This is a genomic window from Desulfurobacterium crinifex, from assembly GCF_054656775.1.
On sequence record NZ_BAAHXO010000004.1, the window covers coordinates 831554 to 855785 of the forward strand.

A 24232-nucleotide genomic window follows, 5' to 3' on the forward strand; every position below is an offset into this window, starting at 1 on the left:
ATTGTTACTCTTTGTATTCAAGAGTACAAGAATATTAGGACTATAAATCTTCGTTTTTTAATTGTTTTTTTCTATGAATTCTCTGAATTTCTCAAGTCGCTCAAGAGTTATTCCCCACTCTACTACACTGTTTTCGGCGACCATAACTTTTTTTTCAAAGTAAAGAAGAAGTTCACAGGGAAGACAGTAGTCTTTGTCTTCTTTGTGTTTTTTCCAAAAGGTTTCTATATCTAAAGGCTTAGATGGTATTCCGAGAGACTCTGTTTTCTGCACTTTGTCTTTTAGGTATATAAAATGGCTGCCATCCCAGAAGACGGATATTAGGAGATACCTTTCATCTTCAAATCTACTTTTCAGTTCCAACTTTCTCTCCGCTCATGGTAATCTTCTCACCTACTTCTCTGAAGATCTGGTAGGCGATTCTTTCAATACATTCTTTCCTCTTTCTTTCTATTTCCTGAGGAGTGCCTGTAGCATCGTAAAAGTCGTATCGGGAGATAGAGAATGTGTAGAGAGGTTTTCTGAAGCCGTATTTTATGAGTTTTACAGTTGCTGAAATTGTCATTTTATATTCAGTAACCCTATCGTACTGGTCAAAACCTATAGCAAATGTAGATATGGAATCAACAGAGGGTTTTACCAGTAGAGTTACTCCCGGCTGGGGAGTTTTCTCCACTCTAAACCGGGAGTCTGAATAAAAAACATCATTGGCAACTCTTGTAAAGATTACATCAATACCTTCTTCAGGAGTTCTATTCGTTACAGGCTCGAGATATACATGTTCAACTTTCTGAGGCTGTTCCTTGACAATTGTTGTCGCACATGAAGAGAAAAAAAATAGTAGAAAAATTGCTAAAAACCGCATTTTTTCCTCACTTAACAACTATGTTAACGAGCCTTCCTTTTACATAGATAAACTTAACGATATTTTTACCTTCGGTGTATTTCTTTATCTTCTCATTGGAGAGAGCAAATTCTCTTACAGTCTCTTCATTTGCATCTGCCGGAATAGTGATTTTCCCTCTTACTTTTCCGTTTACCTGAACTGGAATTTCTATCTCTTCAACTTTTAATGCTGATTCATCAACTTCTGGCCACTTCTCTTCTGCAAGGAGGGTTGTGTGTCCGGTTATCTCCCACATCTCTTCTGCCACGTGAGGAGTAAATGGTGAGAGCATGACTATTAGTTTTTCTATTGCTTCTTTGAGAACGTTCTTATCTCCGTCTGTTTCAGCTTTAAATTTGCTAATTTCGTTGAAGAGCTCCATGATGGCTGCTATTGCTGTGTTAAACTTGAACCTTTCCTGGAGCTCATCTGTAACTTTTTTCAGGGTTTGATGTACTTTCCTGCGGAGCCCCTTCCCAACCTTTGAAGGTTCTCCTTCAATCTCCTGATCAAAGAGTTCTCTATTTTCAGCAACAAACTGGAATACACGTCTTAAGAATCTGTAAGCTCCTTCAATTCCTTCTGTTTTCCACTCAAACTCACTTTCAGGAGGTGCCGCAAAGAGAACGTAAAGCCTTGTGGCGTCAGCTCCGTACTTTTCTATCATCTCGTCAGGGTCAACAACGTTAAGCTTTGATTTACTCATCTTTGAAACTTCGCCGTACTTCTTTTCAAGTTCAGAGAGCAGCTCATCTGGGTTGTCGATAAACTTCCTGATTTCATCTACTCCAAGAAGTAGAACAGCGTTGTCTCCAATTGTTATATGGTACTTTCTCATAAGAGAACCAACTGTTTCGCTGTTTTCGACATCTTTTCCTGAAAGGGCTTTTATGAGGGCTGATACGGGACTTGTTTCGTCAAGGTTGAAGGCTTTCAGAAGACTTTTAACACTGACCCACCTTTTACAGACCATTCCCTGAGTCAGAAGGTTCTGGAACGGTTCTCCAGCTTTGAAGAACCTGTACTGCCTGTGGTTTTCTTCTGCCTTGAAGAGTCCAAGATCTCTCAAAACTTTTGTGAAGAATCTTGAATAGAGAAGGTGAAGAACGGCGTGTTCAATTCCACCTATGTACTGGTCAACAACCATCCAGTATGAAGCATCTTCAGGGTTGAATGGAAGCTTTTCCTCCTTAGGTGAACAGTAGCGTAGGAAGTACCAGGAGGAATCAACAAAGGTGTCCATTGTGTCTGGATCTCTTTTGGCGTCTCTACCACACTTTGGACATTTCACGTTGATAAATTCTGGAACCCTTTCAAGTGGGGATCTTCCCTCTCCTGTCAGTGGAGCATTCTCCGGAAGTTTGACAGGAAGTTCATCCTCTGGGACTGGAACGATTCCACACTCTGGACAGTGAATAACAGGAATTGGTGTACCCCAGTATCTCTGCCTTGAAATGTTCCAGTCTCTGAGTCTGTACTGGACGGCTTTTTCTCCTTTTTCAAGTTTTTCGAGCTCCTCAGTTATTGATCTTTTTGCTTCTTCACTCTTCATTCCAGAGAACTTTCCAGAGTTAACAAGGACTCCAAGCTCTGTGTAGGCTTCCTGTAGTTCTTCAGCTTTTAACTCTTCACCTTCAGGAATGATAACAACCTTTATCGGAAGTCCATACTTCTTTGCAAATTCAAAGTCCCTCTGGTCATGGGCAGGGACAGACATAACTGCACCGGTTCCATAATCCATCAGGACAAAGTTTGCCGTATAGACAGGAATTTTCTCTCCAGTAAGAGGATGGATTGCATAAACTCCAACGAAAACACCTTCTTTTTCAAGATCTCCTGTTGTTCTCTTTCTCTTCTCTGTTTTTTTCATCTTTTCAACGAAGGCTTTAACTGCTTCTTCCTGTTCTGTTCCTTTAGAAAGCTCCAGAGTGAGAGGATGTTCAGGAGCAAGGACGATGTATGTAACTCCAAAGAGGGTATCAGGTCTTGTTGTAAAGACTTCAATAGTTTTACCACTCTCTGTTTCAAACTTTACCTTTGCACCGATGCTTTTTCCTATCCAGTTTTTCTGCATCGTTATGACAGGGTCAGGCCAGTGGCCTTTAAGGAGCTCAAGGTCTTTTAAAAGCTCTTCGGCATAATCTGTAATCTTCAAGAACCAGCTATCTATCTCTTTCTGTTCAACAACAGTTCCACATCTCCAGCACCTGCCTTCTTCATCAACCTGCTCGTTTGCCAGAACTGTTAGACAGGAGGGACACCAGTTAACTGAAGCTTTTGCCCTGTAGGCAATTCCCCTTTCAAGCATCTTCAGGAATATCCACTGGTTCCATCTGTAGTAGTCAGGTAAACAGGTGGTTACTTCTCTATTCCAATCATAAGAAAAGCCAAGTTTTTTGAGCTCTTTTTTCATGTAGTCTATGTTGCTGAGAGTCCACTCCTTTGGATGAACACCACTCTTTATCGCGGCGTTTTCAGCAGGCAGACCAAAGGAGTCCCATCCCATTGGATGAATAACGTTATAGCCAAACATTTTCTTAAATCTGGCAATTACATCTCCGATAGAGTAATTTCTCACGTGTCCCATGTGAATGCGGCCGGAAGGGTAGGGAAACATCTCAAGAACGTAGTACTTCTCTTTTCCTTTTTCAGGTTTTGATTTAAAAACTCCTCTCTCTTTCCATATCCTCTGCCACTTATTCTCTATATCTTTAAAGTTGTATTTCATTGCTTCTCCTCCAGAAATTGGTGAAAATTGAGCCATTTAATAATACTAAAGTTGTAGGAGAAATTGTATGACTGATTTTCTGTTGACCATTGCAGGCTTCGATCCAACCGGTGGGGCAGGAATACTGAGAGATATTAGGACTTTCAACCACTTCGGATTCTACGGAACAGCTGTAATAACAGTAAACACTGCGCAAAACACCAAAGGGGTAAAAGCTTTTCGTTTTGAGGATGAAGATCTGATACTGAAACAACTTGAACTTATTCTTGAAGAGATAACTGTAAAAGGTGTAAAGCTTGGAATTCCCCATATAGAAAGAAAAACAAACGAGAAGATAGCTGAGATCATTTCAGACTTATGCGTTCCGGTGGTTTTTGACCCTGTTCTCTCTCCAACTTTTGGGAAGGTATTTATTGAAGAAAAGGAAGTTGTTGATCCCTTAATCTCTATATCAACAGTAGTAACTCCCAACGAGAATGAGTACAAGATTCTAAAGTCTCTATTGGAAGATTTCAAAGGATACATAGTTCTAAAAGGTGTTAAATCAGGAATTTACGTTGAAGATCAGCTTATTAAAAATGGCGAAATACTAAGCAGAATAAAGCATAAAAGGGATAACCTTGTTGTGAGGGGAACTGGATGTGCCTTTTCTTCTGCACTTCTTTCCTTACTGGCAAAAGGGAGCTCTATTTCTGAAGCGTTTGAGAAAGCATCAAAATTTCTAGAACTTTATAGAAAGGAACATTTTTTGAAACCTGGGATGTTTCAGGGATACTCAACGGTTTGAATGGTGCCCGGGGCGGGAATCGAACCCGCACGGGCTTGCGCCCAAGGGATTTTGAGTCCCTCGCGTCTGCCAGTTCCGCCACCCGGGCTTTGGGATAAGTTAAGAAGGATAAACTATAATATAGGCAAATTTAGAAAATTGCACAACTTTTTAAAGGGGTAGAAAATGAATGTAAGAGTAGGATTCATAGGTGGCGGTAATATGGCGGAGGCTTTCATTGACGCCTTTATAAATGGTGAATTTCTACTGCCAAATCAGATTTCTGTTTCTGATATCAATGGAGAAAGATTGAAATATTTAGAGGAGAAGTATGGTGTTAAAACCTTTAACGGTAACGTTCAAGTTGTTGTAAACTCTGACATCGTTTTCCTTGCAGTTAAACCTCAAGTAATGACTTCCGTTTTGAGGGAGATAGCTGAGGTTGTTACACCAGCTCAAGTTGTTATCTCAATGGCTGCCGGATATCCAATCAGGAAAATAGAAGGAGTTATAGGGGATGATAAAAAGATAGTGAGAATAATGCCTAATATACTTGTAAAGATAAGAAAAGGTGTAACTGCTTTCTGTCACAACTTTAGACTGTTGGATAGGGATATAAAGCTTGTAAGGGAGTTTCTATCAACCTGTTCAGAGGTTGTTGATGTGGATGAGAAGCTCTTTGATGGAGTAACAGCTCTCTCTGGAAGTGGTCCAGCATTTATTTTCCTCGTTATAGAGGCACTGTCCGATGGAGGGGTGAAGGCAGGACTTCCAAGAGAGACGGCAGTTAAATTGGCGGTTGAAACGATTATTGGCTCTGCCGAAATGGTGAAAGCGGGAGAACATCCGGAAGTTTTGAAGGATAAGGTTACATCTCCCGCAGGTACAACGATTGCAGGACTTTCTGCCCTTGAGGAGAACAGAACCCGTTATGCTTTTATAAAGGCTGTTGAAGAGGCTTATAAAAGGTCTGTTGAAATCTCGAAGTTAATAGAAGAGATGTAATGTTGAAGAAACCAAAGCCTGAAAAACGTTTTTATAGAGAGCTAATAAGGAAAAGAGGATTTATCTCCTTTGAACTCATAGCCGGAGAGAGTGATATCTGGATTTCTGTTCCACAAAGGGAAGTAGAGGATCTGGAATCTCTGAAGGAAACTCTAACCGATTATTTGATTTTTCTCAGGGCTCAGATACTTTCCTACGGAGAGAAACATCCTGAGTTTTTAAAATCCCTTGAACCCGTAGTTGTTGACATTCTGGCTCCTGCAATAGTGAGAGAGATGGCTATTGCTTCGGAAAAGGTTAGCGTTGGGCCAATGGCCGGTGTTGCCGGTGCGGTAAACAAGTTCATCGGTGAAAAGCTGAAGGACTTTGGAATTTCGCAATTTATAATAGAGAACGGAGGAGATGTTTTTGTTTCATGTTCAGAATCTGTAACGTCAGCCCTTATAGTTGGAAATCCCAAGTTGGATGGGAAGCTTGGAATAGAGATTCCACCAGGAGAATGGGGACTCTGTAGTTCGTCAAGCAGGATTGGGCATTCGTTGAGTCTTGGATATACTCAGATAGCAACTGTACTGGCAAAGAATCCGGTAATTTCAGATTGTCTTGCCACCCTTCTTGGAAACAGTAGAGTAGAAGACGAATTTATAGAGAGGTGTAAGTCTATACCGGATATTGAAGGGGCTATTGGGTTGATAAACGGGAAATTTGTCCTTTTTGGACAATTGAAACTTGTTAAACTTTCTTGACATACAGGATAAAAGCCAATATAAATTAATCACAATATTCGAATTAATGGGGTTGATAGAATGAAGTTAAAGTTGATAGCCCTTTCTTTGCTTCTGACAGGTAGTGCTTATGGAATTACCCTTAATGAAGCTGTAAAGACAGCTCTTGAGAAGAATAATCTGCTCCTTGCAAAGAAATATGAACTGAAGGAAAAAGAGTCCGATTTGAAGATTTCTAAACTCCGTCTTCTTCCAACCGTAGATCTTTACTCTGAGTATAACAAAACAACGGATCCACCTTATGCCGTAATGAACAGAATGGAAGTTCATAAACTGGATATGTTGGGAACTAACTTTAACGATCCTGGAAAATCTCAGCTCTTTAAAACTGGTGTAAGGGCAACTGTTCCTATATGGCTGGGAGGAAAGCTGAGAATAGCAATTGATCTTAGTAAAAAGGAAGTAAAGGCAACAGAGAAACAGCTTAAAAAAGATACTGAAAGAGTAGTTTTTGACGTTGTCAGTGCCTACTACAATGTTTTAACTGCAAGGGCTTTTGTTGAAACTGCTCAGCTTGCTGTGAGAGATGCTGAGAAACATCTGAAGGATGCAGAAGCTGTTTACAAAGCAGGGTTGGGCTTAAAGTCCGATTATCTAAGAGCTAAAGTCTATCTTGAGCAGATGGAAGAAAACCTTGTAAAGGCAAAGAGTAACTATGAAATAGCAAAGAGAGCTCTTAATATTGCAATGGGGTTACCACCGTCCCATCTGATAGATGTTGATGGTGATCTGACCTACAGAGAATTCCAGTTTGAACTTGATAAGCTCATCGAAACCGCCCTAAAGAATAGACCAGAATTGAAAGAGTTAAAGGTGAGACTTTCTCAGACAAAGGATATAGAGAGACTTGCAAAATCCGATTTCCTTCCGAACTTTGGTGCTTTTGGCGAATACTTTATGGCAAGCGACAAGGTTCCATGGAATAATGAGAATTCCAGCTGGGTCTTTGGATTTCAGGCATCCCTTAACCTTTTTGATGGTGGTATAAAATTCGAAAAGCTAAGAAAATCAAGACTTTCTCAGCTTAAAGTTAAAGAGTATATTGAAAGGGCAAAGAAAGGAATAGAGTTTGAAGTATCAAGGGCTTACTTCAGATTCCAGGAAGCAAAGAAAAGAGTGGAATTAGCAGAGGCAGCTATAAAAGAAGCTCAGGAATCTCTCAGAATTGTTGAGAAAAGGTATAAGAATGGTCTTACAACCATAACAGAACTTCTTGACACTCAGACAGCTTTGAACCAGGCAAGGAGTAACTACGTAGCAGCTCTTTCTGCCTACAGACAAGCAGTGGCTGAAATTTACTACACAGAGGGAGTTCTTCAGAAAAAATACTCTGAACTTGTTGAATAGACGGCAAGTAACGAGAAACGGGGATGGGGGAATTAAAAGATATTGAGATTCTTCAGCTGCAAAGCACTCTCAGAATGACGAAGAATGTCATCCTGAGGGCGAAGCCCGAAGGATCTCTCAAAATTCATAGTTACTTTTCAAGCAGTCTTGCCCCAGGATTTTGTCATGTCTGAAACTCTGATAAAATAAGTCATGAATGTAAAACTATAATTTGAAAACTTTTATTTGAGGAGGAGGCATTATGTTAGTGAGAGAATTAGTCCAAAAGACAAGAAGAGAAGGTTTTTCTCTTGTTGAATTGATGGTTGTTGTGGCAATTATTGCAATTTTAGCAGCAATTGCTATACCTCAGTATAAGAAGTATCAGTTGAAGGCAAAGACCAGCGAAGCAAAAATGAACATTGGAGCGATCAGAAGTGCAGAGGAAGCTTATTCCGCTGAAAACGATTACTATATACTTACAAATTGGGCACCAGAAAAGATCCCAGGAACTGCAGCAAATACTTTTGCAGAAAACGGTACCAATAACGGTACCAATAATGGTTTTGATAAGTTAGGTTTTGCCCCAGCAGGAAAAGTTTATTACTCCTATGCGGTTTTGGATACTTCAGATCAAACGGCAGATGATAATAGCGCTAATGATACAAGTGATGACCTTAATGGAATTCAGGTAAAGGCAGATGCTACTGAAAATATTCATATCTGGGCTGTTGGTGATCTTGATGGTGATGGCGATGCTGGAAATGCTACTGATGTCAGTAGTTTAGGTAATAATAGTGCATTCATGTCAACAGATGAAGATCCTAAAATCATTGATAAAAATCCTGGACATTTCTAGTTTGTGTTTCCTGCCCTCGCAAGAGGGCATTTTCTTAATTTCGATTAGGATTAAAATCAATGAGAGAGGCTTTTTCATTAGTAGAAATTCTTATCACTTTAGCAATTCTTGCTATTCTAACTTCTATAGCAATTCCTCAGTACCAAAGGTATGTTCTTACATCCAAAAGGGTGGAAGCTATTCACAACCTTCTTTCTATCCGCTCAATGGAAGAGTCCTACCGCGCAGTTAACGATAAATATGTTACAGCTGAATGGTCTCCCTCTAATGTTCCTGGAAGCTCAAAGTCAAACAACTGGAATTCAAATTCTTACTTTTCTGAAATTGGATTTAGGCCAAATGGAGGGGTTTTTTACAGATATGGAGCCTGCAAAATGAACGGTCTTAATAAGACTCATACGGAGTGTGAGTCAAATCCACAAGGTTGTTGGGATGACGCTCCAGAACCTTCAAACGGTTTTGCTAATGTCACTTCTTATATTGACATACTTATAAAAGCTGAAGGCGACCTTGATGATAATAATGAGACTGGAAAAATCTTTTCCCACGATGAGATTGGTAAAAAAGTTATATATGTTAACTTTTCAGAGTTTTAATTAGTGAATAGTGAAAAGTGAGAATGAAAAGTAAGTGGTGAGAAGGAATGATAGAAGTAATGAATCTTAAAAAAACATTTGAGAAAGAAAAATTTCTCAGGAAAGAAAAAATTAATGTTTTAAAAGGTATAAGTTTTAAAGTTGATAAGGAGATTTTTGGATTTATTGGTCCAAACGGTGCAGGAAAGACTACAACTATAAAGATAATAATGGACTTTATAAAACCAACCTCTGGAGAGGTCAAGATTTTTGGAAGGAACATAAATGAAGTTAAAGAAAAAGTTGGTTTTCTTCCAGAGAGACCTTTTATTTACTCTTCAATAAAAGGTATAGAATACCTTCAATTTTGTTGTGATATGTATGGAGTTTCTTACTACGAGAGAAAAAAGAAAATTTCCAAACTTCTTGAACTTGTTGATCTTGTGGGAGCTGAAGAAAAGCCCATTTCTTCCTACTCAAAGGGAATGGTTCAAAGACTTCTTTTTGCATCAACCCTTATGAATGATCCAGACCTTTTAATTCTTGATGAGCCTATGAGTGGGCTTGATCCTATCGGTAGGAGTATTATTGCAAACGTTATAAAGGACTTAAAGTCTCAAGGGCGAACTGTTTTTTACAGTTCTCATATTATCCAGGATGTTGAAAGATTTTCTGATAGAGTTGCAGTAATAATAGATGGTGAAATCAAACTCTGTGATACGGTTTCTTCAATAGTTTCAAAATACTTAAAAGGCTACCTGATAACTTTTAAGGAAAATATGCAGTTAAAAACTAAGGAAGTGAAAAAAGAGCATTTGTGGATAGAGCTGGAAAACTTGAAGTCGATGAAGTGTGAGATTATTTCTGTTGAACCTTTAAGACTTTCTCTTGAGGACATATTTGTAAAACTTGTGAAAGGGGAAGAAATTGAAAATTCTTCCGGTAGCAAAGCTAACAGCTAAGGAAGTATTGAAAGAAAAGTCATTTGTAGGTGTAATTATATTTAGTGCTATATTCTGTGTTTTGAGTTATTACCTTTCAAACATTTCTGCGGGAAATAACGTCAAAATAGCGATGGATTTTATTCTCTCTTTTCAATTTTTTATAACTGCTGTTTTTACTATTTTTATGGTTTCAGGCTCTTTTCACAAAGACCTAAATGATAAAGTAATTTATCTGCTCTACTCAAAACCTATAACAAAGGTAGAATATCTTACAGGGAAAGTGGTTGGATTTTTTTCTGTCTTGACACTTTTATCTTTTATCCTTTTTCTTATAAATACTTCTGCGATTTTGATAATAAATAAAATTTCAAATCTCTATGTTCCCCACATTATCCTTACAGAAAGAGCATTTATTTTTTCTCTGTTACTCACATTTATGGGACTTTTGCTGATATCAGTTGTTACTCTTTTCTCTGTTTCTTTTTCAAGTTCTACCTTAGCTATGTTGGTTTCGTTTCTTGTTTTCATTATTGGTCTTGAACTTTCTCCAGTAAAAGAGCTCGTTACTGCTTCAAAACTGGTTTCTGAGTTTAACAAGATAATAGTTAAGGTTGTTTACTACGTATTTCCAAACTTTTCTCTTTTCGATGTAAAAACGATAGTTGTTCACCATTTTTTAAAGTTTTCTCCTTTTTTTGTTTTAGGAGTTATTGCTTATTCTTTTATCTATTCTATGTTCCTTATTCTTATTTCACTTTTAGTGTTTGAGAGGAAAGAACTTTGAAAAGGGGCATTATTGCTCTTTTATCTTTTCTTTTACTTGGAGTTTCTTCTGTTTTAATGGTAAAAGTTGAAAAGTTAAAACCAGTTCTTGAAGAAGAAGAAACAATACCAGTTTATAACTACAGCTCAATAGTTTTTCTCTTTCCTGCTCTAAGAGAAGCTTTAGCTGATTTCTTTTATATGAAAACCTGTCTTTTGACGGGAACTGGGGGATTTGAAAAGAAAGAGAGAAAGAAAGAGTTTTCTTCTGAAGATTGGAAGAGGCTGGTTGAAAATCTCTATACCATTCATAGGCTTGATCCATACTACTTTGATCCGTACTATTTAGAAGCAGCTTTTATTAGCTGGATGGTAAAGGGAAATCCTGAGCTTATAGAAAGAGTAAATCAAAATCTCAAATACGGTCTTGAATTCTGTAAAGACTGGAGAATTCCTTTTTTCCTGGGATTTAATTATTTTTACTTTCTTAGGGACAAGGAAAATGGGGCAAAGTATCTTGAGATAGCTTCTCAAATGAAAGGAGCACCGTCCTACTTGAAGCTTCTTACGTCAAGACTTTACGCTGAAAGCGGAAGAATAAACTTTGCAATTGCTGTGATAAAGGAAGAGTTAAAAAATACACAAAACGAAAATCTTAAAGGGAAACTTGAAAAGAGGCTTAAGGCTTTGGAATCAATGAAACTCCTTTATAAAGCAATAGCAGTCTTTAAGAGTAAATTCGGTAGATGTCCAGATAACTTGGAAGAGCTTATCGCGAGGAGGGTTCTTAAAAAAATTCCTGAAGATCCGTTTGGTGGAAAGTTTTACTTGAGGAAGGATTGTAGCGTTTGGACAACCAGTAATTTGAGAGACAAACATTAAACTTAGATTATAATTAAAACCATCACACCAAGGAGATATAAAATGATAGACCTTCACACCCATACAATTTTTAGTGATGGAGAGCTCATTCCGAGCGAGCTTGTAAGGAGAGCTGAAAGCATCGGATATAGAGCAATAGCAATAACAGACCACGTTGACTACTCAAACTACAAGTTTGTCCTTGAAAGACTTTATGAAACAGTGGATATTTTAAATGAAAACACATCTTTAACAGTTATTCCTGGAGTTGAGATTACCCATGTGCCACCTGTTAAGATTCCTGAATTGATTCAAAAGTGCAGGGAAGTAGGAGCTAAGATTGTAGTTGTTCATGGAGAGACTGTCGTTGAGCCTGTGGCTCCAGGGACAAACAAAGCTGCAATTGAGGGAAAAGCAGATATTCTTGCTCATCCGGGATTGATAACAAAAGAAGAAGTTGAACTTGCAGTAGAAAATGATATTTATCTGGAGATAACAGCAAGAAAAGGACACAACATAACAAATGGTCATGTAGTTAAACTGGCAAAAGAAATAGGAGCAAGACTTGTTATTAATACCGATGCCCACTCTCCTGGTGATTTGATACCGAGAAGTTTTGCGATAAAAGTTGGAGTTGGAGCGGGATTGACCATTGGTGAAGTTGAGGAGTGTTTTATCAACAGTGAAAAACTTGTTGAAAGGTTTAAAGTCAATGCGTTTAAAAAAGGAAATGGCTGATTTCTTGAGAGATGAAATAGAAAAGCTTCTGCCAGATGCAGAAGTTTATCTATTTGGTTCAAGGGCTTATCATTATAAGAGAGGTGGAGATATAGACATCCTGGTTATTGGAAACAGAAAGTTAACTCTTTCTGAAAAGAGAAAGATCCGTATTGAGTTTTTTAAGCGTTTTGGAGAACAAAAACTTGATATTGTTTCGTTCTCAAGAGATGAAGAATCGGCTTTTAAAGAATTGGCTTTAAAAGAAGGGGTGAAACTTTGAAGGATGAAAAAAGAGAATTACTCCAAGAAAGTCTGGAAATGCTTGAAAAGAGTCTGTCGTACCTTATAGAATCCTACGAGAAGTGTAAGAAAATAGGAATAAAAGATAACTATAATTCTCAGGAGCTGATAGAGTTTGAAGCTTTAACATCGAGATTTGCCCGAACTGTTGATATATTGACTGCAAGAGCAATAAGATCTCTTTTGAGGTTTTTGAGGGAAGAGAAGAATACATTAATCGATGTGGCAAATTATCTTGAAAAATTGGAAATAATTGAGAATGCTGATGAGTTGCTGTTGCTTAGAGATACCAGGAATCTAATAGCTCACGAATATGTTCTGGAAAATGTAAATGAACTCTTTAAAGAAGTTCTAAATCAAACACCGAAAATTTTTGAAATAAGTAAAAGGTTAAAAGAGTTTATAAGTAAATACATTTAAATCACTTACTTGGGCAGATCAGAGAGTACAAATGTGCCCTCTTCAGTAATTAGGCAGTCATCTTCTATTCTCACTCCGCCGAGCTCAGGAATGTAAATTCCGGGTTCAACAGTTACAACCATTCCGGACTTTAAAATTTCGTCAGATCGCTTTGAAAGAGTAGGTAATTCATGAACTTCGACTCCTATACCGTGTCCAGTAGAGTGGACAAAGTATTCACCATATCCTTTTTTCTCTATGTAGTTTCTAACTGCAAGGTCAATCTCTTTACAGCTTTTTCCTGCTTTTAGAGATTTAATTCCAATTTCTTGAGCCTCTCTAACAACTTCATAGATTCGTTTAATTTCATCGGGAACATTCCCGATTAAAAAAGTCCTTGTTATATCTGAAACATAACCTTTATAAATAGTTCCAAAATCAACGATTACAGCATCCCCATCTTTTATCTCTTTATCTGAGGTTTCCCAGTGGGGAATTGCCGAACCTCTACCGGATGCAACTATGCTCGTGAAAGCTTCTCCTTCTCCTCCATACTTGAAAAAGGCAGTTATTAGTTCTTTTCGGAATTCCTTTTCCGTTATTCCAGGTTTTAGAAGGTGAAGAACACTTTTGATGGCAAGTTCTGCAATGTTTATGGCTCTTGTAATGAGAGAAATCTCCTCTACGCTTTTTATCGCTCTGAATTCGTCAAGGAATTTGTTTTCTTCTTTTATTTGTAGATTTTCTGATAGCTTCCGATAGATAGAGAGTTTTAATCTGTTTGGATCAACAGCAATACTTTCTATCTTCTCAGATTTAAGTGCTTCAAAAAATTTCTCCCAGCTTTTCCATTCTAAGATTTCAAAAGCTTTTATTTCTTTCTTTGCTTTCTCTAAGTATCTGCCGTCGGTGAAAAATAGCAGTTTTCCTGTTGAAGTAATCAGAGATATACCAAAAGTTGATTTGAACTTAGTTAGGTAGAAGTTTTCAGCTTTGTCTACAGTCAAATAGGCATCAACGTTTGAAGAGCTAACTTTTGAGATAATCTTTTCGAAGCCCATCTTTTCTCCATTGGACTCTATTCTATAAATGTTTAAATCCCCCTTTAGAAAAGGGGGAAAGAATAGTTAGAGGATGTACTTGGTTAAGTCTTCGTTTTCGATTATGTCTTCCAGCTTGCTTCTTACATATTCTCTGTCGATGACGATTTTCTCTCCCTTCATTTCAGGAGCATTGAACGAAATCTCCTCCAGTAGCTTTTCTATAACTGTGTGAAGCCTTCTGGCTCCAATATTTTCAGCTTTTGTGTTAGCCTCTTCAGCAATACGGGCGATTTCTTCTATTCCATCTGAGGTGAACTCTATTTCAACTCCTTCAGTTTCAAGGAGTGCTTTGTACTGCTTTGTGAGGGCATTTTTTGGTTCTGTGAGGATTCTCATAAAGTCCTCTTTTGTTAGAGGTTTCAGTTCAACCCTTATGGGGAATCTACCTTGGAGTTCGGGAAGAAGATCTGAAGGTTTTGCAATATGAAAAGCTCCTGCTGCTATGAAAAGGATATGGTCTGTTCTTACAAGACCATATTTTGTTGAGATTTTACTGCCTTCAACTATTGGTAAAAGGTCTCTCTGTACACCTTCTCTTGAAACGTCTGGACCTCTTCCGCCATTCTTCGCTGCTACTTTGTCTATCTCGTCTATAAAGACAATTCCCTGATTTTCCACTCTGTCTATCGCTTCCCGTATCACTTCATCCATATCAATAAGCTTCTGAGCTTCCTCCTGAGTAAGATAACGGAGAGCCTCTTTTACTTTCATCTTTCTCATTTTCTTTGGCTTTGGAAAGAGGGAAGAGAGCATGTCCTGAATGTTTGCCAGATCTCCACCGATTCCTATAACGTTTACTCCTGGAGTTTCTACAGTGACAGCAATTTCAACAATTTCATCGTCGAGTTTTCCTTCCTTCAGAAGCTTTTTGATTCTATTTCTTTCGTCTCTTAGCCTGCTCTGTTCCTTTTCAAAATCGGGGGTTTGTGCTTTTTGGGGAGAGAGGAATACGTCAAAAAGGCTCTGTATTGATTGCTGGGAAGGCTTTGGCTCTGGAACCATTATTTCGGCAAGCCTATCGTAGGCAAGCTCCCTTGCCCTTTCCATAACAGCTTCCATTTTTTCTTCTTTAACCATTGTTACAGCAATTTCGACAAGGTCTCTGATTATCGATTCAACGTCTCTTCCCACGTATCCAACTTCAGTGAACTTTGTAGCTTCGACTTTTATAAATGGAGCTCTGACAAGCTTTGCCAGTCTTCTTGCAATTTCCGTTTTACCAACACCTGTTGGACCAATCATTATGATGTTTTTCGGAGCTACTTCATCTCTCATTTCTTCAGGGAGTCTTTGTCTTCTCCATCTGTTTCTCAGAGCTATTGCAACTGCTTTTTTTGCTTCGTGCTGACCAACAATGTATTTGTCAAGCTCTTTAACTATTTCTTTTGGAGTCAGAAATTTTTCCTGATCTTTTTTCACTTCTTTATCTTCGCCATTTCCACCAAAAAATTTTTTAAACATGTTTCCTCCTTTTACCCTTAACCTAACCTTTCCCAATCAATGGGGAGGGAGTTATAAGTGTATTTAACCAAGCTCTTCTACAATTATGTTTGTGTTTGTATAGACACAGATGTTTCCTGCTATCTCGAGGGCTTTTTCTGCAATTTCTCTTGCGGACAGATCTGTGTTTTCATAGAGGGCCGTTGCGGCAGCTTGTGCATAAGCTCCTCCGGAACCTATTGCCATTACAGGGATATCTGGTTCTATTACGTCTCCGTTACCTGAAATGAGGAGAATTTTTGTTTTATCTGCGACTAATAGCATTGCCTCAAGTCTTCTCAGAACTCTATCTGTCCTCCAGTCTTTTGCAAGTTCGACAGCTGACTTTAAAAGGTTCCCGCTGTAAGTTTGAAGTTTGTCCTCAAACCTTTCAAGGAGAGCAAAAGCGTCGGCAACTGAGCCTGCAAATCCTGCAAGTACCCGCCCGCTGTAGATTTTCCTTACCTTTCTTGCACCATTTTTGAAAATTGTATTTCCAATGGTGACCTGACCATCACCAGCCATTGCTACTTTACCATCTTTTAAGACGGCACAAATAGTAGTTGCGTGAAATTCCATGCTTCCTCCTATGCTGTAGCCATTTGTCTTCTTCTAAACCTTGCTCCCGCATACTGTCCAAGAACTGCAATCAGGATGAGGAGAGGAGCAAATTTCCAGGGGATTCCAAGTCTTAATCTAAGGGCAATGATAAACGGAATTGGGAAATGAACATAAAGAAACCATGGAAGAGAGAATTTTTTAGCGCCTTCTCTAAGCCAGCCAAATGGAGTGTTCATAAGAAAGGTAATGACCATAGCGAAAATGAGAGATTCCATCTAAAGCCTCCAGGTAGGAAAATGTAACGTAATGATAATTTATTAGGTATTTTTATCTTCTGCAAAGAGGATTTACCTGATTCCGTGGTGCCCGGGGCGGGAATCGAACCCGCACGGACTTGCGTCCCTGGGATTTTAAGTCCCATGCGTCTGCCAATTCCGCCACCCGGGCGTAAGAGGTGGGGGATTTATGGGAATTTTGAGATTTTATTTTTTGAGAAGTGGTGCCGAGGGGCGGAATCGAACCGCCGACACGAGGATTTTCAGTCCTCTGCTCTACCAACTGAGCTACCTCGGCAACTGCATGGGAAAATATAGATGCTTAGACTCTCTCTGTCAAGATGGATTGTTCCTATTTTCGAGCCAATCCTTGAGAATCAGAGCAGCGGCTATATCATCAACTTCCTTTCTTTCTTTCTTTCCAAGGAGTCTGCAGAGCTCCTCAGCTTCCATTGTTGAATAGGATTCATCGACAAATTCAAGTTCAATCTCTCTTCCTTGTTCTTTCAAAAAGGATTCAAATTTTGAGATAAACTTTCTTATCTTTTCTGCGATTTTTGTCTCATCTCCTTCAGTGTTTATTGGTATCCCAACTATTATCTTTTCCACGTTCAAATTGTTTATCAGTTTAAGGAGGTCTTCAAATGTCTCTCTATTGCTCTTTCTGTGGATGATTGTATAAGGTCTTGATGTAAAGAGAAGTGGATCAGACACTGCAACTCCAATCTTTTTAAAGCCGACATCAAGTGCCATCACCCTTTTCATTCTTAACCCTTTGAAGTGGCAACTACAACTTTTACTTTCTCGCCATCGTTTATCCTATCATCGTCACAGAGGAGTTCTTCACCTTTTACCACCACAGCAGTTTCTGGATAGATGCTTAGAACCTCAAGTAACCTATCTACTCTTATACTTTTTCCTTTTATTTCAACCTCTTTCTCTTTTCCGTTGATTTCTACTAAAATTTTGCCCAAAGCTAACCTCCTTAGAAGGGAGTTTTCAATGAAAGTATACCTCGATGATTGGAGAGAAGCACCTCCTGGATACATACTTGTGAGGACTGTGAACGAGCTTAAAGAGCTTGTGAAAAAGCACGGAAAGGAGATAGAAATTCTTGACCTTGATAATTACATGGAGGAGTACTACCCTTTTGGTGGAAATGGAATTGATTTTATCAAGTGGCTTGAAGAAGCAGTTTATCTGGGAAAAGTAGAGCTCAACCCTAATGTTAAAATTGTTTCGCACTCTTCTGACAGGTATGCAGCAAGGGAAATTGAGGAAATTGGAAAGTCAATAAAAGCCTATTTGAGGAGTAGGAGATGAAACTATCAAAGGAAGAGGTAAAACACATTGCAATGCTCTCAAGGTTAGAGTTAAAAGAAGAGGAGGTTGAAAAGTTTCAAACTCAGCTCAGCGAAATTCTTGACTTTGTAGAGAAGCTTAACGAGCTGGATACTGAAGGGATTGATCCGAAGTTCCAGATCATTCCGCCTCAGAATGTTCTGAGAGAGGATGCCCCTGGAGTTAGTCTTTCAAGGGAAAAGACTTTTATGAATGCACCGGAAACAGATGGAGAATACTTCATTGTTCCAAAGGTTGTTAAAAAGTAGGAGGAAGAAGATGGAGCTTCTTAATAAATCTTTAAGAGAACTTAACGAGTTGATAAAAAGAAGAGAGGTTAAACCAACAGAAATCTTAGAGGAACTTCTCAACAGAATAAAAGAAACTGAACCGAAACTCAATGCCTACATAACAGTTACGGAGGAAAAAGCGAGGAAAAAGGCTGAAATTGCAGATAAGGAACTTGAAAAACTTAGTGAAGATGAGATTCCAGAGCTCTTTGGGATTCCTCTTTCTATAAAGGATAACATAAACGTTGAAAATGTAAGGATGACCTGTGCTTCAAAAATTCTCGAGAACTTTATTTCACCTTATGATGCAACTGTAATAAAGAGGCTCAGAGAAAGGGGAGCCATCTTTGTTGGTAAAAACAACCTTGACGAATTTGCAATGGGTTCTTCAACTGAAACCTCTTACTTTGGTCCAACCAGAAACCCTTGGGATCTGGAGAGAGTTCCAGGAGGTTCATCTGGAGGTTCTGCGGCGGCTGTTTCAGCAAGGTCTGCAATTGCCTCTCTTGGTTCAGATACAGGTGGTTCAATCAGACAGCCAGCGGCCCTTTGTGGAGTTGTAGGACTAAAACCAACCTACGGTAGAGTTTCAAGATATGGTCTGACAGCATTTGCTTCTTCCCTTGACCAGATTGGACCTATAACAAAGACGGTGGAAGATGCTGCTTATCTTCTAAACATCATTTCAGGACAGGATTCAAAAGATGCCACGAGTGCAAGGATTCCAGTTCCTAACTTTTTAGAAAACCTGAACAATGAAATAAAAGGCTTAAAGGCTGGACTGCCAAAGGAGTACTTTGTTGAGGGAATTGAACCTGAGGTGAAGGAAAAAGTATTAGAAGCAGTTAAGAAACTTGAATCTCTTGGTGTTGAAATTGAAGAAATTTCTCTTCCAAACACAAAATATGCTGTTGAGACTTACTACATTATTGCTCCTGCCGAAGCCTCTTCAAACCTTGGAAGGTTTGACGGTGTAAGATATACCTATAGAGCAAAAGACTACAAAGATTTAATCGACATGTACTGTAAGACAAGGGCTGAAGGCTTCGGTGATGAGGTCAAAAGGAGAATAATGATAGGAACTTACACTTTGAGTGCTGGTTACTACGATGCCTACTATTTGAAAGCTCAAAAGGTTAGAACCCTTATCTATCAAGGATTCCAGAACGCTTTTGAGAAAGTGGACTTTATCGTTACTCCAGTTTCTCCTACGACTGCTTTTAAGATTGGTGAAAGAACCAATGATCCAATTAAGATGTACCTCTCCGATATCTTCACAATTGCAGTTAACCTTGCAGGACTTCCAGCAATTTCAATTCCTTGCGGATTTGACAGTAAGAACCTCCCTGTAGGACTTCAGATAATTGGAAAGGCTTTTGATGAGGTGACAATTCTCAACGTGGCAAATGTCATTGAGAAAGAATTGAATCTGAATACCATACCGCCTGTGTAATAGAATCTACTCAATCCCCCCTTGCAAAGGGGGGAATTTAAATTCTTCCTTTTCTAAAGTAGTAGGGGGAGCTGTTTATTTCATTAGTTAACTTAAAACTATTAAGGACTAAGTTCTTAAAAGGGAACAGGAGGAACTTTCTTCAAACAGCATGATTCTTCGGGCTTCGCCCTCAGGATGACATTCTTTGTTATTCTAAGGCTGCTTTGCAGCCGAAGAATCTCAATATCTTTTAGAATCCAAAACAAGAACTTTCAAACACCCTCAAATATTGTCGGTTTTTATAAAGATAACTTGGCTCACGCCTATTTCTTAGTTTGGCGGAGGCGGATAGGAATCGAACCTACCACCCCATCCCTGATGGGGCCACCGGATTTGAAGTCCGGGGGAGACACCAGCCTCCGTCCGCCTCCAGAAATAGTGATAAATAAATTTTTTTACCAATTGTTAATTGTCAAGAGGTAGCAGCGATTACCCTATTCTTTCCTGTTCTCTTTGCTATATAAAGAGCCTGGTCTGCTTTCCTGATTAAATCTTCTAACTTGGGAGATAAACTATTATCTGCGATACCTATGCTAATAGTTATTTTGATTCCGTCAATATCAAGTTTTTCTATAGTCTTCCTTAATCTCTCACCTACTATCTTTGCAGACTCAAGATCAGTATGAGGCAAGATTACGAGGAATTCCTCACCTCCATATCTTATTGCTATGTCACTACTTCTAAGCGTTTTTCTGATTGTTTCTGCTACTTCCTTTAAGACTTTATCTCCAAAAAGGTGACCATAAGTATCGTTTATTTTCTTGAAGTTATCAATATCGATCATCAGGATAGAGAAATGGTAACCGTATCTTTTTGAACGATGGAATTCTTTTTCAATTAGGTCATAGAGTATCTCTCTTCTATAGAGTCCTGTAAGTATGTCTTTGTAAGCTTTATCTTTAAGCAATTCCCTTCTTTCTTGTAGAGATAAAAGCCACTTTTCTCTTTTAGCCACATGAATAAGAAGAGAAGCAATGGATTCCAGAAACTCTCTGTCTTCATTGTTCAAGGAGTAAGAGTTTTCAAATTCTATGAATATCTTTATATCACCACTTCCATAGACAAAAAAGTTCCCCTGTGGAAGTTTCAATTCATTTAATTCGTCCAGATTTCTTGGAGCGTATCCTGACTCCTTAGAGTAGACGTAAAGATGATTTCTAACTTTTAGGATGACAATAATATTTCTTAACGGTAGAACAGAAGAAAGCTGTTTTTCGACAACTCTAAGGATTTCAGACATAAATAGTTTCTTGATTGTTAAATCTTTAATTAATGAGAAAATATGTCTTCTTTGTTCTCGGATTTTAAAAATTTCAAGGTTTTTAGCTTCAACCATTTTTCCATATTCGAAATCTTCTACAGCAGACATTACTTTTTTCACAAAGTCTTTTCCTTTAATTATTGAACCGTGCTGAGGTGCAATTATTTCTATGTCCAGTTTTTTTAATCTTTCTATATTGTAGATGACAACTTCTTTACAGGGCATGTATATTTCATGGAAAGCCCTGATAGATTTTATGTACTCTTCTTTTTCTGCAAATAGGGACCAGTTTTTTTCAACCCATCCACCAAAGATGTCGCTTGAGAAGAGTATTTTTGTTTCAGGATCATAGGTTACAATATTGCCCGGGTAGTGCATATAAGGAGTAAAAAGAAACTGCAACTTTCTACCACTTTCCAATTCAAGCTTGAATTCGTGCTGATCCACAAGATAAAAGGGCGTTAGTAAGTTGTAATGTTTAAGAAGGAAGTATGTTTTCCAATGGGTGACAATGTACCTTTCTCTTTCTGGAAAGACCTTTTCTATTTCTGGAAGGGAAGCTGCTAAATCAGGATCTTGGTGATGGCAGATAATGTACTTTATGTTTTTCAGATCTATCAGATACTTGATTTTCCTTAGCGTTTCTTCAAAGGTTATTAGAGAACCTGGATCAATTAGAACAGATTCTTTACCATCTCTTATAAGGTAAGGATGACACTGAAAAATGTCATCTTTTATATAACTTCCTACCCAGAAAACGTTTTCTGCAATTTCAACTGGTTTGGTTAAATCTAGATTATTCATCAAGTTCCCCTAATAAGATTCGAGGGGCGATTCTAACAAAAAAATATGTTTTTTGAAATATAAATAGATGAGGCTGTTTGAAAATTGCCAAAAGAAATAAAAAAGCCTATCTCTTTTCCTATGAGAGCAAAAAAACTAAACCCCAAGAAGATATTCAAAATAGTCAAAGCATACCTTAAGGAGAGAGGACAGGCACTAATAAATTTACGCTCAAAACCCAAAAGTAGGGGAAGACCAAAGAAATATCCAGATGAAATCATCCTAATACCAAAACTAGTGTAGAATTAGATTTATGAGAACGATAGACGGAACAAAGATAAAAGAGGATTCAGAAGATTTAAAAAGGCTACTAAAGCGAGTAACTCAGCGGAGATTTATTCCCCGTATCCAAATGCTCATCCTTTTAAAGGAAAATCCAAGGATGACATTAAAAGAAATGACAAACTTATTACATTTTAGTTACGTAACTTTAAAAGGATGGTGGAAAAAATACGAGAAAGGAGGTTTAGAAGAATTACTTGATTGGAAAGTAACTGGATAAAGGGGAAGAATGAGATGGGATCAGCTTCAAGAATTTATAAAGGAACTTAACAATAAGGGTTTTAGTAACCAGAGAGAAATGATAGAGTAGATATATCGAAAGTTTGGAATCAAATATTCCCAGCAGGGAATATCAGACTTGTTAAAGAGAATATGAGCGAAGAAGAAAGTAGGACGACCGGTGAACATTAGGAAGGATGAGAACCAAGAGAAAGAATTCAAAGAAAAGATATTTAGAGAAATAACAAAAGAAAATCCAGATAAAGGAATTTTTTTTTATGACGAATCCAGATTTGGATTGATGTCCCAAGTAGGCAGAGAATGGAGAGGAAGAGGGATAAAACCGATAATTCCGACAATAATGAAATTTGAGTACAGGTATTTATATAAAGCCGTATCTCCTATAACAGGAGACAGCTTTTCATTTGTAATGCCCGATATGACAACAGAAAGCTTGAATCTGTTTTTAAAGGAATTCAGTAAATACTTAGGAAAAAGGGAAGCGATAGTAGTTATGGACAATGCATCTTCTCATAGGATAAAAAGTTGGAAGTACCTACAAACATACAGATAGTGTATTTGCCACCATATTCACCGGAACTTAATCCAGTAGAGAGGGTGTTTCAGGATATAAAGAAGCACTTGAAGAACAAAGTTTTTAATGTAATAGAAGAATTGGAAGATACTGTATGTGAGATAGTGAAGTCATTTACTCACCAAAGGTTAAAAAAGCTTAGGGAGTGTCCACCCAAGTGTGTAAAAATTAAACCTAAAGGAGGGTGGACACATGAAAAAGAAATATGATCCAGAACTCATTAAGGATGATCTTAAAAAGCTCATCCAACAAACATTAAAAGAAGCCTTAGAAGCAGAGCTTGAAGAGTTCCTTGGCTATTCAAAGTATGAGCGTACTAATTCTAACAACTCCAGAAACGGCTATATCTCCAAGACTGTTAAAACCGCAGCTGGAGAAGTAGAGATTGAAACTCCAAGAGATAGAAAGGGAGATTTTGAACCCAAAATAGTCAAAAAACGCCAGACAGTCCTTGAAGACCTGGAGAACAAGATAATAGCCCTATATTCAAAGGGAATGACAGTAAGAGACATTCAGGAATTACTCTCCGACATGTATGGAATGGACATAAGTCCTTCTTTGATTTCAAAGATTACCGACAGACTAACTCCGAGAATAGAAGAATGGCAGTCAAGACCACTTGAAAGAATTTACGTTATCCTTTATATAGACTGCATCTTTTACAAAGTACGACAAGATGGCAAGGTAGTAGATAAAGCAGTTTACGTGGTCATAGGGGTAAATAAAGAGGGACGAAAGGAACTCCTTGGTTTTTGGATAAATGAGAGCGAAAGTGCCAGCTTCTGGTTCAAGGTACTAAATGACCTAAAAAGTAGAGGAGTCAAAGACGTTCTGATATTTAGCGTGGATAATCTGTCAGGAATAGGGAAAGCCATAAAAGGAGTATATCCTCAAGCAGAAATACAAAAATGTGTAGTTCACCAGATAAGGAACTCATTAAGATATGTATCGTGGAAAGACAAAAAAGAATTATCATCGGATCTCAAGAGGGTTTATGGAGCAGCTACACTTGAGGAAGCAGAACTTAGGATGAACGAGTTTGAAGAGAAATGGGGAAGTAAATACCCACACGTAGTAAGGAGTTGGAGAGCTAATTGGGAAGAGCTTATGGCTTACTTTAAGTATCCGCTTGAACTCAGGAAACTTATGTACACGACGAACATCATAGAGAGTATTAATAGTAAGTTCAGGAAGGTAACAGATGGAAAGAGGGTATTTCCGAGTGATATGTCAGTTCTTAAGAACCTCTATTTAGCTGCTTTGGAACTTGCGAAAAAATGGAACAGAAGTGTTATCAAGGATTGGGGTATTATTTACGGGCAGCTGTCAATAATTTTCGAGGAGAGGTTAGAGGCATGATAGAATTTACACAGTTCTATGGACACTCCCCGAGGAGAGGTTAGAGGCATGATAGAATTTACACAGTTCTATGGACACTCCCATCAGTGATTTTCGAAGAGAGGTTAGAGGCATGATAGAATTTACACAGCTCTATGGACACTCCCAGCAACCGTACCATATTTTTTCTGTTAGTTCTAATTATTTTAGAAATTTATGCTCTTTCCTCCTCAA

General features: G+C 38.2%; 30 protein-coding genes and 4 tRNA genes. 20 read left to right on the forward strand and 14 right to left on the reverse strand.

Going from position 1 to position 24232, the window contains the following annotated elements; genetic code table 11:
- Window positions 1-57: 57 nt before the first annotated feature.
- From ACYQ3A_RS06375 to leuS, 3 genes are read right to left on the reverse strand one after another with little or no spacing between them, the layout of a single operon-like run.
- The gene (locus tag ACYQ3A_RS06375; protein ID WP_459896331.1) at window positions 58-363 is read right to left on the reverse strand and encodes a hypothetical protein; all 306 of its coding nucleotides are present in this window, start codon (window positions 361-363) and stop codon (window positions 58-60) included.
- A complete protein-coding gene (lptE, locus tag ACYQ3A_RS06380) occupies window positions 347-865 on the reverse strand; it encodes an LPS assembly lipoprotein LptE (protein WP_459896333.1) in 519 nt (172 codons plus the stop codon). The genes ACYQ3A_RS06375 and lptE overlap by 17 nt, the downstream gene beginning before the upstream one ends.
- Before the next feature lie 7 nt (window positions 866-872).
- On the reverse strand, window positions 873-3614 hold the full coding sequence (leuS, locus tag ACYQ3A_RS06385) for a leucine--tRNA ligase (RefSeq protein ID WP_459896334.1): 2742 nt from the start codon (window positions 3612-3614) through the stop codon (window positions 873-875).
- Window positions 3615-3681: 67 nt separating this feature from the next.
- Here leuS and thiD point away from each other — a divergent pair, with 67 nt between their 5' ends.
- Window positions 3682-4401 carry a bifunctional hydroxymethylpyrimidine kinase/phosphomethylpyrimidine kinase gene (gene thiD / locus ACYQ3A_RS06390; RefSeq protein WP_459896335.1) on the forward strand — a complete coding sequence of 240 codons (720 nt, stop codon included), beginning with the start codon at window positions 3682-3684 and terminating at the stop codon, window positions 4399-4401.
- Between the two features lies 1 nt (window position 4402).
- Here thiD and ACYQ3A_RS06395 read toward each other — a convergent pair.
- Window positions 4403-4489, reverse strand: a tRNA-Leu gene (locus tag ACYQ3A_RS06395).
- A 77-nt stretch (window positions 4490-4566) separates the two neighbouring features.
- On the opposite strand from ACYQ3A_RS06395, the gene proC reads away from it, so the two are divergent.
- The 11 genes from proC (at window position 4567) to ACYQ3A_RS06450 (ending at window position 12937) form a co-directional block, all read left to right on the forward strand.
- Window positions 4567-5385 carry a pyrroline-5-carboxylate reductase gene (proC, locus tag ACYQ3A_RS06400; RefSeq protein ID WP_459896336.1) on the forward strand — a complete coding sequence of 273 codons (819 nt, stop codon included), beginning with the start codon at window positions 4567-4569 and terminating at the stop codon, window positions 5383-5385.
- Window positions 5385-6131, forward strand: coding sequence for a UPF0280 family protein (locus tag ACYQ3A_RS06405; RefSeq protein WP_459896337.1), 747 nt, complete (start codon window positions 5385-5387; stop codon window positions 6129-6131). The genes proC and ACYQ3A_RS06405 overlap by 1 nt, the downstream gene beginning before the upstream one ends.
- 60 nt (window positions 6132-6191) lie before the next feature.
- A complete protein-coding gene (locus ACYQ3A_RS06410; protein WP_459896338.1) occupies window positions 6192-7517 on the forward strand; it encodes a TolC family protein in 1326 nt (441 codons plus the stop codon).
- Between the two features lie 241 nt (window positions 7518-7758).
- Window positions 7759-8355 carry a type IV pilin protein gene (locus tag ACYQ3A_RS06415; RefSeq protein ID WP_459896339.1) on the forward strand — a complete coding sequence of 199 codons (597 nt, stop codon included), beginning with the start codon at window positions 7759-7761 and terminating at the stop codon, window positions 8353-8355.
- Between the two features lie 59 nt (window positions 8356-8414).
- Window positions 8415-8951, forward strand: coding sequence for a type IV pilin protein (locus ACYQ3A_RS06420; protein WP_459896340.1), 537 nt, complete (start codon window positions 8415-8417; stop codon window positions 8949-8951).
- A 47-nt stretch (window positions 8952-8998) separates the two neighbouring features.
- On the forward strand, window positions 8999-9892 hold the full coding sequence (locus ACYQ3A_RS06425) for an ABC transporter ATP-binding protein (protein WP_459896341.1): 894 nt from the start codon (window positions 8999-9001) through the stop codon (window positions 9890-9892).
- Window positions 9858-10658, forward strand: a complete 801-nt coding sequence (locus tag ACYQ3A_RS06430) for an ABC transporter permease (RefSeq protein WP_459896342.1) — start codon at window positions 9858-9860, stop codon at window positions 10656-10658. The genes ACYQ3A_RS06425 and ACYQ3A_RS06430 overlap by 35 nt, the downstream gene beginning before the upstream one ends.
- On the forward strand, window positions 10655-11518 hold the full coding sequence (locus tag ACYQ3A_RS06435; protein WP_459896343.1) for a hypothetical protein: 864 nt from the start codon (window positions 10655-10657) through the stop codon (window positions 11516-11518). The genes ACYQ3A_RS06430 and ACYQ3A_RS06435 overlap by 4 nt, the downstream gene beginning before the upstream one ends.
- Window positions 11519-11560: 42 nt before the next feature.
- A complete protein-coding gene (locus tag ACYQ3A_RS06440; protein WP_459896344.1) occupies window positions 11561-12235 on the forward strand; it encodes a histidinol phosphate phosphatase domain-containing protein in 675 nt (224 codons plus the stop codon).
- On the forward strand, window positions 12228-12497 hold the full coding sequence (locus ACYQ3A_RS06445; RefSeq protein ID WP_459896345.1) for a nucleotidyltransferase domain-containing protein: 270 nt from the start codon (window positions 12228-12230) through the stop codon (window positions 12495-12497). The genes ACYQ3A_RS06440 and ACYQ3A_RS06445 overlap by 8 nt, the downstream gene beginning before the upstream one ends.
- Window positions 12494-12937: a hypothetical protein gene (locus tag ACYQ3A_RS06450; RefSeq protein WP_459896346.1), complete on the forward strand. Its 444-nt coding sequence runs from the start codon at window positions 12494-12496 to the stop codon at window positions 12935-12937. The genes ACYQ3A_RS06445 and ACYQ3A_RS06450 overlap by 4 nt, the downstream gene beginning before the upstream one ends.
- 5 nt (window positions 12938-12942) lie before the next feature.
- Here the strand turns inward: ACYQ3A_RS06450 and ACYQ3A_RS06455 are convergent, their stop codons facing one another.
- From ACYQ3A_RS06455 to ACYQ3A_RS06490, 8 genes are all read right to left on the reverse strand, one after another.
- Window positions 12943-13977 (reverse strand): M24 family metallopeptidase, encoded by a 1035-nt coding sequence (locus ACYQ3A_RS06455; protein WP_459896347.1) that lies wholly within the window; start codon window positions 13975-13977, stop codon window positions 12943-12945.
- A 66-nt stretch (window positions 13978-14043) separates the two neighbouring features.
- Complete coding sequence (hslU, locus tag ACYQ3A_RS06460; RefSeq protein WP_459896348.1) at window positions 14044-15480, reverse strand: ATP-dependent protease ATPase subunit HslU; 1437 nt, start codon at window positions 15478-15480, stop codon at window positions 14044-14046.
- A gap of 63 nt (window positions 15481-15543) precedes the next feature.
- Window positions 15544-16077 (reverse strand): ATP-dependent protease subunit HslV, encoded by a 534-nt coding sequence (gene hslV / locus ACYQ3A_RS06465; RefSeq protein ID WP_459896349.1) that lies wholly within the window; start codon window positions 16075-16077, stop codon window positions 15544-15546.
- A gap of 8 nt (window positions 16078-16085) precedes the next feature.
- On the reverse strand, window positions 16086-16334 hold the full coding sequence (locus ACYQ3A_RS06470; protein ID WP_459896350.1) for a hypothetical protein: 249 nt from the start codon (window positions 16332-16334) through the stop codon (window positions 16086-16088).
- 85 nt (window positions 16335-16419) lie between these two features.
- Window positions 16420-16506 (reverse strand) — tRNA-Leu (locus ACYQ3A_RS06475).
- A gap of 50 nt (window positions 16507-16556) precedes the next feature.
- Window positions 16557-16632 (reverse strand) — tRNA-Phe (locus ACYQ3A_RS06480).
- 38 nt (window positions 16633-16670) lie between these two features.
- On the reverse strand, window positions 16671-17099 hold the full coding sequence (ruvX, locus tag ACYQ3A_RS06485; RefSeq protein ID WP_459896351.1) for a Holliday junction resolvase RuvX: 429 nt from the start codon (window positions 17097-17099) through the stop codon (window positions 16671-16673).
- A gap of 2 nt (window positions 17100-17101) precedes the next feature.
- Window positions 17102-17308 carry a ubiquitin family protein gene (locus ACYQ3A_RS06490; RefSeq protein WP_459896353.1) on the reverse strand — a complete coding sequence of 69 codons (207 nt, stop codon included), beginning with the start codon at window positions 17306-17308 and terminating at the stop codon, window positions 17102-17104.
- A gap of 28 nt (window positions 17309-17336) precedes the next feature.
- Here ACYQ3A_RS06490 and ACYQ3A_RS06495 point away from each other — a divergent pair, with 28 nt between their 5' ends.
- The 3 genes from ACYQ3A_RS06495 to gatA are packed head-to-tail and all read left to right on the forward strand — an operon-like array spanning window position 17337 to window position 19418.
- Window positions 17337-17657 carry a cyclic-phosphate processing receiver domain-containing protein gene (locus ACYQ3A_RS06495; RefSeq protein ID WP_459896354.1) on the forward strand — a complete coding sequence of 107 codons (321 nt, stop codon included), beginning with the start codon at window positions 17337-17339 and terminating at the stop codon, window positions 17655-17657.
- Entirely contained in the window at window positions 17654-17944 is a 291-nt protein-coding gene (gatC, locus tag ACYQ3A_RS06500; RefSeq protein WP_459896356.1) for an Asp-tRNA(Asn)/Glu-tRNA(Gln) amidotransferase subunit GatC, read from the forward strand. The genes ACYQ3A_RS06495 and gatC overlap by 4 nt, the downstream gene beginning before the upstream one ends.
- 10 nt (window positions 17945-17954) lie before the next feature.
- Window positions 17955-19418 carry an Asp-tRNA(Asn)/Glu-tRNA(Gln) amidotransferase subunit GatA gene (gatA, locus tag ACYQ3A_RS06505; RefSeq protein ID WP_459896358.1) on the forward strand — a complete coding sequence of 488 codons (1464 nt, stop codon included), beginning with the start codon at window positions 17955-17957 and terminating at the stop codon, window positions 19416-19418.
- A gap of 318 nt (window positions 19419-19736) precedes the next feature.
- On the opposite strand, the gene ACYQ3A_RS06510 is transcribed toward gatA, so the two are convergent.
- Window positions 19737-19831: transfer RNA gene (locus ACYQ3A_RS06510), tRNA-Sec, on the reverse strand.
- Window positions 19832-19872: 41 nt separating this feature from the next.
- Window positions 19873-21525 (reverse strand): oxygen-binding di-iron domain-containing protein, encoded by a 1653-nt coding sequence (locus tag ACYQ3A_RS06515; RefSeq protein WP_459896360.1) that lies wholly within the window; start codon window positions 21523-21525, stop codon window positions 19873-19875.
- Between the two features lie 84 nt (window positions 21526-21609).
- Here ACYQ3A_RS06515 and ACYQ3A_RS06520 point away from each other — a divergent pair, with 84 nt between their 5' ends.
- The 5 genes from ACYQ3A_RS06520 (at window position 21610) to ACYQ3A_RS06540 (ending at window position 24019) form a co-directional block, all read left to right on the forward strand.
- Complete coding sequence (locus ACYQ3A_RS06520; protein ID WP_459896361.1) at window positions 21610-21807, forward strand: hypothetical protein; 198 nt, start codon at window positions 21610-21612, stop codon at window positions 21805-21807.
- A 10-nt stretch (window positions 21808-21817) separates the two neighbouring features.
- Window positions 21818-22066 (forward strand): helix-turn-helix domain-containing protein, encoded by a 249-nt coding sequence (locus ACYQ3A_RS06525; protein WP_459896363.1) that lies wholly within the window; start codon window positions 21818-21820, stop codon window positions 22064-22066.
- 180 nt (window positions 22067-22246) lie between these two features.
- Window positions 22247-22639, forward strand: coding sequence for a transposase (locus ACYQ3A_RS06530; RefSeq protein ID WP_459896365.1), 393 nt, complete (start codon window positions 22247-22249; stop codon window positions 22637-22639).
- Window positions 22612-22869: a transposase gene (locus tag ACYQ3A_RS06535; RefSeq protein ID WP_459896367.1), complete on the forward strand. Its 258-nt coding sequence runs from the start codon at window positions 22612-22614 to the stop codon at window positions 22867-22869. The genes ACYQ3A_RS06530 and ACYQ3A_RS06535 overlap by 28 nt, the downstream gene beginning before the upstream one ends.
- On the forward strand, window positions 22853-24019 hold the full coding sequence (locus tag ACYQ3A_RS06540) for an IS256 family transposase (RefSeq protein WP_459896368.1): 1167 nt from the start codon (window positions 22853-22855) through the stop codon (window positions 24017-24019). The genes ACYQ3A_RS06535 and ACYQ3A_RS06540 overlap by 17 nt, the downstream gene beginning before the upstream one ends.
- Window positions 24020-24232: the final 213 nt, after the last annotated feature.

Excerpts from the sequence above, each read along its gene's own strand:
- lptE (WP_459896333.1), bottom strand. The coding sequence starts at position 865 with ATGCGGTTTTTAGCAATTTTTCTACTATTTTTTTTCTCTTCATGTGCG.
- leuS (WP_459896334.1), bottom strand. The coding sequence starts at position 3,614 with ATGAAATACAACTTTAAAGATATAGAGAATAAGTGGCAGAGGATATGG.
- thiD (WP_459896335.1), top strand. The coding sequence starts at position 3,682 with ATGACTGATTTTCTGTTGACCATTGCAGGCTTCGATCCAACCGGTGGG.
- proC (WP_459896336.1), top strand. The coding sequence starts at position 4,567 with ATGAATGTAAGAGTAGGATTCATAGGTGGCGGTAATATGGCGGAGGCT.
- ACYQ3A_RS06405 (WP_459896337.1), top strand. The coding sequence starts at position 5,385 with ATGTTGAAGAAACCAAAGCCTGAAAAACGTTTTTATAGAGAGCTAATA.
- ACYQ3A_RS06410 (WP_459896338.1), top strand. The coding sequence starts at position 6,192 with ATGAAGTTAAAGTTGATAGCCCTTTCTTTGCTTCTGACAGGTAGTGCT.
- ACYQ3A_RS06415 (WP_459896339.1), top strand. The coding sequence starts at position 7,759 with ATGTTAGTGAGAGAATTAGTCCAAAAGACAAGAAGAGAAGGTTTTTCT.
- ACYQ3A_RS06420 (WP_459896340.1), top strand. The coding sequence starts at position 8,415 with ATGAGAGAGGCTTTTTCATTAGTAGAAATTCTTATCACTTTAGCAATT.
- ACYQ3A_RS06425 (WP_459896341.1), top strand. The coding sequence starts at position 8,999 with ATGATAGAAGTAATGAATCTTAAAAAAACATTTGAGAAAGAAAAATTT.
- ACYQ3A_RS06440 (WP_459896344.1), top strand. The coding sequence starts at position 11,561 with ATGATAGACCTTCACACCCATACAATTTTTAGTGATGGAGAGCTCATT.
- ACYQ3A_RS06445 (WP_459896345.1), top strand. The coding sequence starts at position 12,228 with ATGGCTGATTTCTTGAGAGATGAAATAGAAAAGCTTCTGCCAGATGCA.
- ACYQ3A_RS06455 (WP_459896347.1), bottom strand. The coding sequence starts at position 13,977 with ATGGGCTTCGAAAAGATTATCTCAAAAGTTAGCTCTTCAAACGTTGAT.
- hslU (WP_459896348.1), bottom strand. The coding sequence starts at position 15,480 with ATGTTTAAAAAATTTTTTGGTGGAAATGGCGAAGATAAAGAAGTGAAA.
- hslV (WP_459896349.1), bottom strand. The coding sequence starts at position 16,077 with ATGGAATTTCACGCAACTACTATTTGTGCCGTCTTAAAAGATGGTAAA.
- ACYQ3A_RS06470 (WP_459896350.1), bottom strand. The coding sequence starts at position 16,334 with ATGGAATCTCTCATTTTCGCTATGGTCATTACCTTTCTTATGAACACT.
- ruvX (WP_459896351.1), bottom strand. The coding sequence starts at position 17,099 with ATGAAAAGGGTGATGGCACTTGATGTCGGCTTTAAAAAGATTGGAGTT.
- ACYQ3A_RS06495 (WP_459896354.1), top strand. The coding sequence starts at position 17,337 with ATGAAAGTATACCTCGATGATTGGAGAGAAGCACCTCCTGGATACATA.
- gatC (WP_459896356.1), top strand. The coding sequence starts at position 17,654 with ATGAAACTATCAAAGGAAGAGGTAAAACACATTGCAATGCTCTCAAGG.
- gatA (WP_459896358.1), top strand. The coding sequence starts at position 17,955 with ATGGAGCTTCTTAATAAATCTTTAAGAGAACTTAACGAGTTGATAAAA.
- ACYQ3A_RS06515 (WP_459896360.1), bottom strand. The coding sequence starts at position 21,525 with ATGAATAATCTAGATTTAACCAAACCAGTTGAAATTGCAGAAAACGTT.
- ACYQ3A_RS06525 (WP_459896363.1), top strand. The coding sequence starts at position 21,818 with ATGAGAACGATAGACGGAACAAAGATAAAAGAGGATTCAGAAGATTTA.
- ACYQ3A_RS06540 (WP_459896368.1), top strand. The coding sequence starts at position 22,853 with ATGAAAAAGAAATATGATCCAGAACTCATTAAGGATGATCTTAAAAAG.